The following is a 13386-nucleotide window of genomic DNA, read 5'->3' on the forward strand; positions in this document are numbered from 1 at the left end:
CAGACTCGTTTTAATATTCGTATATACAGGACAAAACCATGTTTATTCCCGTCATTATGGCTGGTGGTTCAGGGACGCGTTTATGGCCACTTTCACGCGGCAATTATCCAAAACAATTTCTGGCACTGACAGGTGCCACCACGATGCTGCAGCAAACATTGCTGCGCCTGAAAGGTCTGGCGCATCATGCACCATTGTTAATCTGTAACGAAGACCATCGTTTTATTGCCGCTGAGCAAGTTCGCCAGTTAGGGATCAGCGGTGCCTCAATTTTGCTGGAGCCGGTTGGCCGCAATACCGCACCCGCTATTGCTCTGGCAGCATTACAAGCGATAGCGACACAGCCTGACGCTTTGTTACTGGTGTTGGCTGCTGACCATGTGATTGAAGACGAAGCGGCGTTTCGCGCTGCGGTACAGCAAGCTGAACCCTTAGCCGCCGGGGGTAAACTGGTGACTTTTGGCATAGTGCCGACAGTGCCGGAAACCGGCTATGGCTATATCCGCCGTGGTGTCAGTACGGGCAGTGCTTATCAGGTAGACGCCTTTGTCGAAAAACCTAATTTGCCAACAGCAGAGCAGTATCTGGCCAGCGGCGACTATTACTGGAACAGCGGTATGTTTATGTTCCGCGCGGATCGCTATCTGGCGTTACTGCAAAAATACCAGCCGGCAATGCTGGCGGCCTGTACTGCGGCAATGGCAGAACTGAGCCCCGATTTAGATTTTGTCCGGGTGAAAAAAGCCGCTTTTGAAGTCTGTCCGGATAATTCGATTGATTACGCCATTATGGAACCGCTGAGCCGGGATGAGCCTGAGAGCGTGGTGGTCGTGCCATTAGCGGCCGGCTGGAACGACGTCGGTGGCTTTGCCGCACTCTGGCAGGTCAGCGGTAAAGACAGTGACGGTAACAGCCATCAGGGTGATGTCTGGTCACAGAATAGTCAAAATTGTTATGTGCGCAGCGAACAACAGCTGGTCGCCACGGTCGGCGTGCAGGATTTAGTTGTGATCAGTACCAAGGATGCGGTTTTAGTCGCTCATAAAGATCAGGCGCAGGATGTGAAACACATAGTCGCGCAGCTCAAAGCCAGGCAACGGCCTGAAGTGACTTTCCACCGAGAAGTGTACCGGCCATGGGGTAAATACGATTCAGTCGATAACGGCGAGCGCTTTCAGGTTAAACGTATCACGGTCAAACCCGGCGCGAAGTTGTCGGTGCAGATGCACCATCACCGCGCTGAGCACTGGATTGTGGTATCAGGCACCGCCAAAGTGACCATTGATGGCGTTGATCAGTACCTGACCGAAAATCAGTCGGTTTATATTCCAATTACTGCAGTGCATGCACTAGAAAACCCGGGCAAAGTGCCGCTGGAGCTGATTGAAGTGCAATCGGGCTCTTATCTGGGAGAAGATGACATAGTGCGGTTTGAAGACCGCTATGGGCGGGCCTGAGATGTACCGGAAAATTACTTGCGTCAAAGCATATGACATTCGTGGTCGGCTTGGCGACGAATTAGACGAAGATGTTGCCTACCGCATCGGCCGCGCTTTTGGTCAGTACCAACAGGCCAAAACTGTGGTGGTCGGCGGTGACGTCCGCGCGACTTCCGAAAGCCTGAAGTTAGCGCTGGCTAATGGCCTGATGGACGCTGGTGTGGATGTCATCGATATCGGTATGACCGGCACTGAAGAAGTCTATTTTGCGACTTTTCATTTAGGTGTGTGTGGTGGTATTGAAGTGACCGCCAGTCACAATCCACTGGACTACAACGGCATGAAGCTGGTGCAGAAGGGCGCCAAACCCATTAGCGGCGATAGTGGTCTGCATGAAATCAAGGCCATTGCGGAACAGGGCGATTTTGTGGCCGTTGCCAGACGTGGTGAGTACCGGCAGCAATCCGTGCTGGCGGATTTCGTCAGTCACCTGCTGGGCTACATTCGCCCGGCATTGTTCCGCCCGATGAAAATCGTGGTGAACTCTGGCAATGGTGCTGCCGGCCATGTGGTCGATGCGCTGGAAGCGCGTTGTGTTGATCTCGGCTTACCGCTGCAGTTTATCAAAGTGCATCACGAGCCGGATGCCACCTTTCCAAACGGTATTCCAAACCCATTGTTGCCGGAAAACCGCGCCGATACGTCCAAAGCGGTGCTGGCGCATCAGGCAGACTTTGGCGTGGCCTGGGACGGTGACTTTGACCGTTGTTTCCTGTTTGATGAACAGGGCCAGTTTATCGAAGGTTATTATATTGTTGGTCTGCTGGCGGAAGCCTTTTTACAGCAGCATCAGGGCGCACGTATTATTCATGACCCGCGTTTAACCTGGAACACTATTGATTTGGTCAACAACGCCGGCGGCGAAGCTATCCAGTCGAAAACCGGCCATGCCTTTATCAAAGAGCGGATGCGGCTGGAAGATGCGGTTTATGGTGGTGAAATGAGCGCACACCACTATTTCCGCGATTTTGCCTATTGCGACAGTGGCATGATCCCCTGGTTGCTGGTGGCTGAACTGATGTGCGTGAAGCAAAAGCCGCTGTCAGCCTTAGTTGCAGAGCGCATTGCCGCCTTTCCATCCAGTGGTGAAATCAACTTCACTATCGCTGACCCTAAAGCCAAACTGGCGCAAATTCTGGCCCTGTATCAGCCGTTGGCTGACAAGCTGGATACTACCGACGGGATCAGTCTGGAGTTTGCCGACTGGCGCTTCAATCTGCGCAGTTCCAACACTGAGCCTTTGGTACGGCTCAATGTGGAAAGCCGGGGCGACATCGCACTCATGCAGGCAAAAACGGCCGAATTGTCGGCTTTGTTGCAACAAGGCTGATGTTAATGACGGCTGCACCCAGCGACGATATTCGTAAGGACCCCGCTATCCAGAAGTTACTGGAGCGGATGCCGTCGGAGGTGCAGCAGAGCTTCACTGAGGCTCAGCTTAGTTATTTACGTGTCGCACTTGGTGCGCGGCAGTGGGGTAAACACAAGCTTGATTTACGCGGTACCCTGGGCCTTGGCAGCTGGCGCTATTATTACGTGCTGGTTGCCGGGCGTAATATCCGGGGTAGTCAGCGCAGTGAACATCTCAGCCATAAAACCGGGTTGCTGGTCAAAGCGGTATTGGTCAGTGTGCTGCTGATCATCAGCATAGTGCTGGGCTTATTGTTGCTGTATTTACTGAAATCCGCGCTAGGAATAGACCTGTTTGCAGATTTCTCGTTGGGGATTTGGGGCTGGTTTAAAGAGTTATAGTCCGAATACCGTGCAACCGAATCGCTCTGTTGCACGGCATCTACAATTCGTCCTCAGAGGCTTATTTCCAACCGCTGAACGACCACACCGTTTTGTTGTTCTTCGTCGTCTTCTTCCAATAATCCGACCGGTTTCGCCGGCACAGATTCTTTGTCAAACGCGGTATCGCCGGAAAATTCGGCAGCGCGGTCTTTACTGACTGCAGCGAAATCAAACAGGTTTTTATCAACCATGTGCGAGGGTACGATGTTCTGCATGGCCTGGAACATAGTTTCGATGCGGCCCGGAAAACGTTTATCCCAGTCCTGCAGCATTTCTTTGACCACCTGGCGTTGTAATCCGTCCTGTGAACCACAGAGGTTACAGGGGATGATTGGGAATTCGCGCGCGGTCGAGTATTTTTCTATGTCTTTTTCCCGGCAGTACGCCAGAGGCCGGATCACGATATGTTCGCCGTTGTCACTGATTAGCTTAGGAGGCATCGACTTCATTTTGCCGCCGTAAAACATGTTCAGGAACATGGTTTCAATCATATCGTCACGATGATGACCGAGCGCGATTTTGGTGGCTCCGAGTTCTTTGGCAGTGCGATACAAAATGCCACGGCGCAGGCGGCTGCATAAAGAACAGGTCGTTTTGCCTTCCGGGATTTTTTCTTTGACGATGGAGTAGGTATCTTCTGTGACGATTTTAAAATCTACCCCAATGCTGCTCAGATAGTTTGGCAGTACTTCCGCTGGGAAACCGGGTTGTTTCTGGTCCAGATTGACCGCCACAATGCTGAAGCTGATGGGGGCTGATTGCTGCAGATTCAGCAGGATATCGAGCAGGGTATAGCTGTCTTTGCCTCCAGACAGGCAGACCATGATTTTGTCACCGTCTTCAATCATGCCAAAATCAGCAATGGCCTGGCCAACGCCACGGCGCAGTCTTTTATGCAGTTTGTTCAGATTGTATTGCGCTTTGGCTTCGGCGGAGTGTGACATTGTGCTACCCAGACTTTTAAAAGGCGCACATTATAGCGGATCAGCGCCGCTTGCCAATTCCCTTTCGGGCAAGCGGGCCGGGTTTTTCCGCCAAATCTAGTGTTCGGTTTTTAGCGCCAGTACGTCACAGTCCAGCCGGTCTATTACGTGCTCTGCCGTATTGCCGATAATCGCGGCCGACAAACCAGTGCGGCCTATAGTGCCAATCAGCACCATCTCAGCATCCAGCTCCCTGGCGATACGCGGGATCACATCCTCTGGCATGCCTTCGAGCACATGCACAGCGTCGCTGGTGATATCAAATTGACCCGCCAGTGCGTTTGCGGCGTCGACATGATGATGCCGCATGCTGTCGTTGTACTCGACCGGGTTAAATTCGGGGATCTCAATCGCCACATGGATAGGTGTGCCGGGGTAAGCGTTAACGAGGTGGACCTTGGCATTGAGCATCGCAGCCATCGCTTTGGCCTGACGGATGATCAACTGATTCAGCGCCTTGTGATGCGGTTTTTCACTGCCGGCATTAACCGCGGCCAGAATATTGCCTTGCTCCGGCCAGGCATGTTCTTTTACCAGTAACACCGGGCAGGGGCATTTACGTAGAATATGCCAGTCGGTTGGGGTGAAAATCATCGATTTGAGCACGTCATGGTCGTGGGTGCCCTTAATCACCAGATCGTAACCATGTTCAGTCACTGTTTGCACTATGGCTTCAAAGGGCCGGTTATGCCAGACGACTTTGGCGCTGCAGGCGATACCTTTATGGCGCGCCTGCTGCAGCAGTTCCTGGATCCAGATCTCCCGGTCCGTGATCACCGCCTGACGCATCGACTCACGCTCTTCGCCGGACAGCATCGTGGTCATTTCGTAGGAAAAATCGTAGATGGATAAAAAGGCGGTCAGTTTACAGGCAGTGTGTTCGGCCAGTTCTATGGCCCGGTCCAGTGCTTTTTGCTGTTCAGTGCTGGGGTCGAGTACGACCAGTACATCCTGATAAGTTGCCATCATCATTCTCCTTTGCATTCACAGATTTGATTTCAGTGTAGCTAAGTTAAACCGGTTCGGAACTGCTGATGTTGTGTTGGATCAATACAGGGACTATTGGTTCCCGGCGCTGCACGCCCTATTGAGGCAAGATAAAAATACACAGGACAAAAACAACAACACCGCCAAAAAAGCGGTGTTTGTCGTTACAGAATCAGTGACTAGCGGCCAATTTGCGCCATACCGGCGACGCGGCTGAGTTCTTCAAAGTTGGTAATAGTAATGAGCTTGCCATCAACATGGATCAGTTCATCTTTGTGAAAACGTCCAAGCAGGCGGCTGATGGTTTCAACGGTTAAGCCGAGGTAATTGCCGATCTCACCGCGGGTCATGGTCAAACGGAACTCTTTGCGCGAAAAGCCACGGCTGCCAAAGCGTTGTGCCAGGTTGGTGATAAATGCTGCCAGCTTTTCTTCGGCGGTTTTACGGTTTAGTAACAGCATCATCTGCTGGTCACCATGGATGTCCTGACTCATCAGGCGCATCAGTTGCTGGCGTAATTTCGGCACCTGGTCTAACAGATGGTCGAGGTTGTTAAACGGGATCTCACAGACCATAGCGGTTTCTAATGCCTGCGCATAGCTCGGATGTTGTTGATCGCCAATGGCGTCAAAGCCAATCACGTCGCCCGGTAAATGGAAGCCGGTGATTTGTTCTTCGCCTTGCTCAGTCAGTGTGTAGGTTTTAAATGAGCCGGTGCGAACCGCGTACAACGCCTGCAAAGGTTTACCGGCTTCGAATAAATGGTCGCCTTTGTGTGACGGGCGTTTGCGCTGGATGATTTGATCAAGCTTATCAAGCTCAGAGTCGTTGAGTGTGAATGGCAGACACAGCTGGCTGAAGCCACAGTGCTGGCAGTTAATACTTGAAGGTGAACTCATCGCAGGTTTCCAAACTCCATCCAAAGTACGCCCAGCTTAAAAAACCAGAGCGCGAAGTGCAAGGTAAATTGTCTGAAATGCGTAAGCGGCCAATATTACCGCGAGCACATACCGCAGCCACAGTTGTTGCTGTAAACGGCGAAGCAGATCTGCCGCCTGACCGGCCAATAATACAGCCGGTAAAGTGCCAAGACCAAACAGTGCCATCCATAGTGCACCGTTGACTGCTGAGCCGCTGCCGAGGCTCCAGCTGAGCGCGGAATACACCAGACCGCAGGGCAGATATCCCCAGCACAAACCATAGGCATAGGCTTTGAATGACGAATCCAGCGGTAATAACTTTTGACTGAACGGCTGTACCAGGCGCCATAGCTTTTGGCCGGCTTTTTCCAGTCTGAGTAAACCAAACCACAAACGGCTGATATACAGTGCCATCGCCAGCAACATCAGGCCGGCAAACAGTTGTAAATATTGCGGCAGCAGACCAGTGCTGCCAACCATGGTGGCGCCAAGACCGCCGAACAAGGCGCCGGCGAGGGCATAACTACTGATCCGACCCAAGCCGAGCATCAGTTGCAACCAACCACGGCGCGTGCGCGAAGGTGGCATCAGCATTTGTAAGGCGCCTGCCATACCGCCGCACATTAACAGGCAATGCGCACTGCCGAATAAACCGACAAAAAACGCAGCAAACAGCTCAGGATTCACGGGACTGCGGTGGCTGCTGTTCGTCAGACCTGGCGGAACTGGCTGGTTTTTCGTTAAACAGAATACTGAATCCTTCTTTATCAAGGTCATCAAACTGTTTGGAGCGCACCGCCCAGAAGAACACTGCGATCCCGATCATCACAAAGATAATTGCGATAGGGATCAGCACATAGATAATACTCATGCTTTGAGCAACCGTAATGAATTAGACACCACCAGCAATGAACTGCAGGACATGCCGATCACTGCGACATAAGGCGACACAAAGCCACATACCGCCAGCGGAATAATAACCAGATTATACCCGGCTGCCCACCACAGATTCTGTTTCACCACTGTACGGGCGCGGCGTGCACCGTCAATCAGTGTTTGCAGCTGTTGCAGGTCATTGTGCAGCAGCACCACATCGGCCTGATTCTTTGACAATTCAGTACCGCTATCCAGCGCCACCGACACATGTGCCGCGTGGAAACAGGGGCTGTCGTTAATGCCGTCGCCAACCATCAACACAGTTTCACCATCTTTTACCGACTGCTGAATGGCTGCAACTTTTTGCTCCGGACTGCAGCCCTGCCAAAGTTCTGTGATCTGAAGCTGCTGTGCGACCGCGGGAGCCGCAGCAGACCCATCGCCGGTCAGAATAGCGAGCCCGAGAAGGCGTTGCTTAAGTGCTCCGATCAGCGGTACCACTTCAGGCCGTAGCTGATCGGCCAGCTGTACTGTGGCCGCCAACTCGCCATCAATACTGAAGCAGACCTGAGTACCGGCAATTCTCGGGTCCTGCGGGTCCAGACCACAAAATTCCGGTCGGCCAATCCGCAATTGTTTTTGCTGATACGTGGCTGACAAACCTGCACCGACTGTAAGATTAACCTGTTCCAGTGCAACGGGCTGTTGGAAATATGGGCTAAAAGCCCGGGCGATCGGATGTTCAGACTGTTGTTCAAGATTAGCCATCAGATTCAGCAGCTCGGTTTTTTGATACTGCTGGCTGAAGTTCTCTACTTCGGTCAGGCTAAAACGACCCTGGGTTAGAGTGCCGGTTTTATCAAAAAAGACTTTGCTGAGCCTGGGTAATACATCGAGCACCTGCTGGTTTTTAATCAAAATACCTTTGCGGTTCAGCTGTGCCAGCGCGCAAGTGACCGCTGTGGGGGTGGCGAGGCTCAATGCGCAAGGGCAAGTCGCGACCAGCACCGATAAAGTGACCCAAAAAGCGCGGTCGGCATCAATCCAGAAGTACCAGACACAGAAGGTGACAGTGGCTATCACCAGCAGTCGCTGCACAAAAAAGCGCGCGATTCGGTCGGTTTTCTCCAGCAGCGCTGGTTTTTGATGCAGGGTTTGTTGTTGCAGCGCGATGATTTGGCCAAGCCGGGATTCAGTTAACGCACTGCGAACTTTCACCACCAGAATGCCGTCATGGTTGATACTACCGGCCAGCACGCTGTCGCCGCTTTGCTTACTGATGGCTTTGTATTCACCGGTCAGCATCGATTCATCCACTGAACTGACACCGCTCTCCACCACGCCGTCGGCCGGAATGGTTTCTCCTGCTTTGACCAGAATGTGGTCGCCGCTTTGTAAACGCCGGGCTGATGTGGCTGTGCCATGCTCACCGTCCCACAGCGTCGCGCTGACTGGCATCACTTTGAGCAAATTACTGGTGGCGTCCCGCGCCTGTTTTCGCGCACGAAATTCAAAAAATTTGCCGAGCTGCAGCAAAAACACAAACATACAGACCGACTCAAAATACACTTCGCCGGTATCAAACACTGTGGCATACAGCGATGCGATAAAGGTGTAATACAAAGCCAGCGTGATGGGCACGTCCATATTCAGCTGGCGGGCTTTTAAGGCGCGCCAGGCGCTGCTGCTAAACGGCAGCGCGGCGTATCCCATCACAGGTAAAGTGAGCAGCAGGCTGACCCAACGCAGGTAACCTTCATACTGTGCTTCAATGCCGCTGAATTCACCAAAATACAGACCAAATGCCAGCATCATCACTTGCATCGTCATGATGCCGGAAACCGCCAGCCGTTTCAGATAAGCGTTCATTTCCTGGCGGAAGTCTTGTTCTTCTAAGTCGGCGACAAAGGGGCTGGCCTGATAACCGAGTTCAGTGATTTGGCCCAATAACTGGCTGAGCGGGGTGGTGTTGGCATCCCAGACCAGTTCGCAGCGGGCGGTACCGGAATTGACACTGACTGCTTTAACCGCCGGATTTTGTTGCAGCTGACGCTCAATCAGCCAGGCACAGGCGGCGCAGCTCATGCCATTGACCGATAACTCAATGCGCTGGGCATCGCCGCGCTGTTCCGTCAGGTCCTGTAGCACTTCGGTGCTGTCATAACTTTGCAGCTGAGTTTTCAGTTCGGCCGGCACCGCATTGGCTTTGTTCGCGGCTTTACTGCGGAATTTGTAATAATCACTAAGCCCCTGCGCCACGATAGTTTCGGCCACAGCCTGGCAGCCGGCACAACAAAATACTTGTGGTTGACTGAGCACTTCACAGTGAAAATCGGTACCAGCCGGTACAGGTTCATGACAATGAAAACAACGCTGTTGCAGCATGGGGTGGTCTGAACGCTCAGTAAGTCAGTTTAATAGCTTCTGTTGCCGGTAAGCTTAAAGCAGCGCGCAGCTTCCACTGGTTGGCAGCATCGTGCACCACCAGGCTCCATTTGCCGGTTGGAGTGACGGGCAGCTCGGCAACATACATGGATTCGCCGCTGCGCTCAGCAACGACTTTAAAATCTTTGCTGGCAATAGTGTTATGCACAAAATCCAGCGTCACTTGTTGGTCCAGCACTGTGCTGGTTTCAAAAGTCAGCACAGCTTTGTTGCCGGCTAACAGCACCTTCGCATGCAGATTGCGCGCGGCAGCTTCACGGTATAAAGATAAATTCTGATTAATCGCTTTACCTTCGGCGTAGTAGTCGTCGACGACTAAATCCGGGCTTTGCTGGTTCATGATATAAACAGTGTGTACTGCTTTGAGGACTGAAAACACCGGCAGACTGATCAACAGCCAGGGCCAGATTTGTTTATACCAGGGTTTTACCATCACAACTTCCTTCCTCAATGAACTTCAGGCAGATAAAACGAAGCCCCGCGAGGGGGCTTCATTGCAATGCCGGGGTCAGCAATTATTTTGCTTCATCCGGACGTGACAAGCGGTATACGTATGCCGCGATCACGTGGATTTTATCTTCGCCTAAGGTGTCTTTAAACGCTGGCATCTGACCATTACGGCCCAGACGCAGAGTTTGTTCGATAGAACCGGCTGAACCACCATATAACCAGGTGCTGTCAGTCAGGTTTGGCGCGCCAAACGGCAGGTTGTGGGCTAAAGAGCCTTTACCATCCATACCGTGACAGGCCGCACACATGCCGAACTTGGCTTTACCGGCAGCCGCGTCGTTGTCGTTCACTTTACGACCAGACAGGCTCAGTACATAAGCGGTCATCTCTTTCACGCCCTGATCACCCAGCGCTTCGCCCCAGGCAGGCATCGCAGCTTTACGGCCATGACGCAGCGTTTCAACGATCTTGTCCGCAGTACCACCATACAGCCAGTCGTTATCAGTCAGATTCGGGAAACCACGCTGACCGCGGGCGTCTGAGCCGTGACACTGCGCACAGTTTTGCAGGAACAGACGCTGACCGACTTTCAGTGCATCTTTGTCAAATGCCAGTTCTTCAACCGGGCGGCTGGTATATTTGGCAAACTCTTTGGCAAAAGTACTTTCCGCTTTGATGTATTCCGCATCCAGCTGAGAAGGTGTTCCTGCAGCTTTTTGCGCTTCGATCGCAGCTTTAGACTCAGCCAGCGATTTCACACCCTGGTTGGAACTGGTCCAGCCAAACAGACCTTTCCAGTTACCCAGGCCCGGGTAGGCGGCAAAGTAATACACCGACCAGGCGAAGGTGGCGTAGAACATAATGGTCCACCACTTTGGCAGCGGATTGTTGATTTCGGAAATACCGTCAAACTCATGACCGGTGGTTTCGTTTTCTGCAACGCCAACATGGTTTTTCAGGTTCCATGTCAGCAACACGAAGCATACAACCAGACATGCCAGTGTTAATACAATGATCCAAGCACTCCAAAAGCTACTCATGATCCGACTCCTGTTGTTGTTTTTGTTGTGGTTTTTTATCATCGGCAAATATTACATTTGCGACCTGGTCGAAGTCGGGTTTGCGCTTAAACGCAAACAACCAGACCACCAGGCCAATAAAAGCCACAAAAATAATCACGGTGAAAATGCTGTGTACTGTCACGAAGTCCATGGCAAATTACTTCAGTGCTGTGCCCAATGATTGCAGATAGGCAATCAGGGCCTGCATTTCAGTTTTACCTTTCACGGCTTCTTGTGCAGCGGCGATTTCTTCCGCTGAATACATCACGCCATCAGCATCGTCTTTGTGCATTTTGCCTTTAGTCAGCACGTTAAATGTTGCCATTTTCTTCGCTGTCAGCTGACCATCCAACACATTGGTATCCAGCCATGGATAAGCCGGCATGTTGGACTGAGGCACAACAGAACGTGGGTCCATCAGGTGGGCATAGTGCCAGTCGTCACTGTAACGGCCACCTACACGGGCCAGGTCAGGACCTGTCCGTTTAGAACCCCACAGGAACGGGTGTTCCCAGACACTTTCGCCGGCAACAGAGTAGTGACCATAACGTTCGGTTTCATGACGGAACGGGCGGATCATCTGGCTGTGGCAGTTAGTGCAACCTTCGCGGATAAACACATCACGGCCTTCCAGTTGCAGGGCAGTGTATGGTTTCAGGTTGTCGACCGGCTCAGTCGTTTCGTTCAGAAACATCAGCGGCGTGATCTCAACCATAGTACCGAAGCTGATTGCAACGACGGTCATGATGCCGAGCCAGCCGGCGTTTCTTTCAATAAAATCGTGGTAATTCTTAGACATGACTGACTCCTTATGCCGCTTCTGCGATTGGCTCTAACGTACCTTGTTTGGCACGCACAGTTTTAATCACGTTGTAAGCCATAACCAGCATACCGGCGACGACGAAACAACCACCGATGAAGCGCATCAGGTAGAACGGGTAAGAAGCTTCCAGCGACTGGACAAAGCTGTAAGTCAGGGTGCCGTCAGTGTTAACTGCACGCCACATCATGCCTTGCATAATACCGCTGATCCACAGAGCGACGATGTACAGCACGACGCCGGTGGTGTGTAACCAGAAGTGAGTGTTAATCAGTTTGGTGCTGTACATGCGGCCTTGTGCAAACACTGCAGGGATCAGGTGATACAGTGCACCGATAGAAACCATCGCAACCCAGCCTAAAGCACCTGAGTGTACGTGACCAACAGTCCAGTCAGTGTAGTGAGACAAGGCGTTTACTGATTTGATTGCCATCATCGGGCCTTCGAAAGTCGACATGCCGTAGAAAGACAGAGAAACAATCAGGAAGCGCAGGATTGGGTCAGTTTTCAGTTTATGCCAGGCGCCAGACAGCGTCATGATACCGTTGATCATGCCACCCCAGCTTGGTACAAACAGAATGACTGACATCACCATACCGACAGACTGAGTCCAGTCAGGCAGGGCAGTGTAGTGTAAGTGGTGAGGACCTGCCCAGATGTACAGCGCGATCAGGGCCCAGAAGTGAACCACTGACAGGCGGTAAGAATATACCGGACGACCCGCTTGTTTTGGTACGAAGTAATACATCATACCCAGGAAGCCTGCAGTTAACAGGAAACCTACGGCATTGTGGCCGTACCACCATTGCACCATCGCATCGACAGCACCGGCGTAGATTGAATAAGATTTGGTCAGCGAAACCGGGATCACCATGCTGTTCACGACGTGCAGTGCCGCTACGGTAATGATGAAGCCGCCGTAGAACCAGTTAGCAACATAGATATGGCTGGTTTTACGTTTGATTAAAGTGCCGAAGAACACAATGGCATAGCTGACCCAGACCACAGTGATCAGTAAGTCGATTGGCCATTCCAGCTCGGCGTATTCTTTACTCTGGCTGATACCCATTGGCAGGGTGATAGCTGCAGCGATAATCACTGCCTGCCAGCCAATAAAGGTGAACATAGCCAGCTTCTCTGCATATAAACGCACCTGGCAGGTCCGTTGTACCACGTAATAAGACGTGGCGAATAAGGCGCTGGTACCAAACGCGAAAATCACCGCGTTGGTGTGAAGAGGACGAAGACGGCTATATGTTAACCAGGCAGTATCAAAGTTCAGTGCTGGCCAGTAAAGTTGTGCCGCAATTAAAACACCCACGCTCATGCCGACTATGCCCCACAACACTGTTGTGAGTGCAAATAGGCGGACAACTGTGTAGTTGTAGTCAACATTTAACGATTGTGTATGGCTCATGTTGAGTTCCGCTGCAGTTTTTTGCTAGTTAGTAAATGAAAACACCCGAGGGCGACCTTTCTTATTTTAGACAAGCTGCAACTGCTGCCAAACCACTGACTCAGCTAGCTTTCACAACCCATCTTTGCGCCCGA

At 52.0% G+C, this 13386-nt stretch carries 14 protein-coding genes; 3 read left to right on the forward strand and 11 right to left on the reverse strand.

The window, feature by feature from the left end; all coding sequences use genetic code 11:
• Window positions 1-38 precede the first annotated feature (38 nt).
• From Q399_RS0100310 to Q399_RS0100320, 3 genes are read left to right on the forward strand one after another with little or no spacing between them, the layout of a single operon-like run.
• The gene (locus Q399_RS0100310) at window positions 39-1457 is read left to right on the forward strand and encodes a mannose-1-phosphate guanylyltransferase/mannose-6-phosphate isomerase (RefSeq protein ID WP_031564258.1); all 1419 of its coding nucleotides are present in this window, start codon (window positions 39-41) and stop codon (window positions 1455-1457) included.
• Window position 1458: 1 nt separating this feature from the next.
• Window positions 1459-2829 (forward strand): phosphohexomutase domain-containing protein, encoded by a 1371-nt coding sequence (locus Q399_RS0100315; RefSeq protein WP_031564260.1) that lies wholly within the window; start codon window positions 1459-1461, stop codon window positions 2827-2829.
• Between the two features lie 5 nt (window positions 2830-2834).
• Window positions 2835-3251: a hypothetical protein gene (locus tag Q399_RS0100320; RefSeq protein WP_031564262.1), complete on the forward strand. Its 417-nt coding sequence runs from the start codon at window positions 2835-2837 to the stop codon at window positions 3249-3251.
• A gap of 53 nt (window positions 3252-3304) precedes the next feature.
• Here the strand turns inward: Q399_RS0100320 and ttcA are convergent, their stop codons facing one another.
• The 11 genes from ttcA to ccoN all read right to left on the reverse strand — a co-directional run bounded on the left by ttcA (window position 3305) and on the right by ccoN (window position 13252).
• Window positions 3305-4237, reverse strand: coding sequence for a tRNA 2-thiocytidine(32) synthetase TtcA (gene ttcA / locus Q399_RS0100325; protein ID WP_031564264.1), 933 nt, complete (start codon window positions 4235-4237; stop codon window positions 3305-3307).
• A 96-nt stretch (window positions 4238-4333) separates the two neighbouring features.
• Window positions 4334-5242, reverse strand: coding sequence for a universal stress protein UspE (uspE, locus tag Q399_RS0100330; protein ID WP_031564265.1), 909 nt, complete (start codon window positions 5240-5242; stop codon window positions 4334-4336).
• 200 nt (window positions 5243-5442) lie between these two features.
• Window positions 5443-6162 carry a fumarate/nitrate reduction transcriptional regulator Fnr gene (fnr, locus tag Q399_RS0100335; protein ID WP_031564267.1) on the reverse strand — a complete coding sequence of 240 codons (720 nt, stop codon included), beginning with the start codon at window positions 6160-6162 and terminating at the stop codon, window positions 5443-5445.
• Window positions 6163-6198: 36 nt separating this feature from the next.
• A complete protein-coding gene (locus Q399_RS0100340; protein WP_031564269.1) occupies window positions 6199-6870 on the reverse strand; it encodes a sulfite exporter TauE/SafE family protein in 672 nt (223 codons plus the stop codon).
• Complete coding sequence (gene ccoS, locus Q399_RS0100345; RefSeq protein WP_031564271.1) at window positions 6860-7054, reverse strand: cbb3-type cytochrome oxidase assembly protein CcoS; 195 nt, start codon at window positions 7052-7054, stop codon at window positions 6860-6862. Before ccoS ends, Q399_RS0100340 begins: the two co-directional genes overlap by 11 nt.
• Complete coding sequence (locus tag Q399_RS0100350) at window positions 7051-9444, reverse strand: heavy metal translocating P-type ATPase (RefSeq protein WP_031564273.1); 2394 nt, start codon at window positions 9442-9444, stop codon at window positions 7051-7053. Before Q399_RS0100350 ends, ccoS begins: the two co-directional genes overlap by 4 nt.
• Window positions 9445-9460: 16 nt before the next feature.
• On the reverse strand, window positions 9461-9937 hold the full coding sequence (locus Q399_RS0100355; protein WP_031564275.1) for a FixH family protein: 477 nt from the start codon (window positions 9935-9937) through the stop codon (window positions 9461-9463).
• Between the two features lie 82 nt (window positions 9938-10019).
• The gene (gene ccoP / locus Q399_RS0100360; RefSeq protein ID WP_031564278.1) at window positions 10020-10994 is read right to left on the reverse strand and encodes a cytochrome-c oxidase, cbb3-type subunit III; all 975 of its coding nucleotides are present in this window, start codon (window positions 10992-10994) and stop codon (window positions 10020-10022) included.
• On the reverse strand, window positions 10987-11166 hold the full coding sequence (locus Q399_RS0100365; RefSeq protein ID WP_031564280.1) for a cbb3-type cytochrome oxidase subunit 3: 180 nt from the start codon (window positions 11164-11166) through the stop codon (window positions 10987-10989). The genes ccoP and Q399_RS0100365 overlap by 8 nt, the downstream gene beginning before the upstream one ends.
• A gap of 6 nt (window positions 11167-11172) precedes the next feature.
• Window positions 11173-11814: a cytochrome-c oxidase, cbb3-type subunit II gene (gene ccoO / locus Q399_RS0100370; protein ID WP_031564282.1), complete on the reverse strand. Its 642-nt coding sequence runs from the start codon at window positions 11812-11814 to the stop codon at window positions 11173-11175.
• A 10-nt stretch (window positions 11815-11824) separates the two neighbouring features.
• Window positions 11825-13252, reverse strand: a complete 1428-nt coding sequence (ccoN, locus tag Q399_RS0100375; protein ID WP_031564284.1) for a cytochrome-c oxidase, cbb3-type subunit I — start codon at window positions 13250-13252, stop codon at window positions 11825-11827.
• Window positions 13253-13386: the final 134 nt, after the last annotated feature.

Source organism: Rheinheimera texasensis DSM 17496 (genome assembly GCF_000711985.1).
Taxonomy (GTDB): Bacteria; Pseudomonadota; Gammaproteobacteria; order Enterobacterales; family Alteromonadaceae; genus Pararheinheimera; species Pararheinheimera texasensis.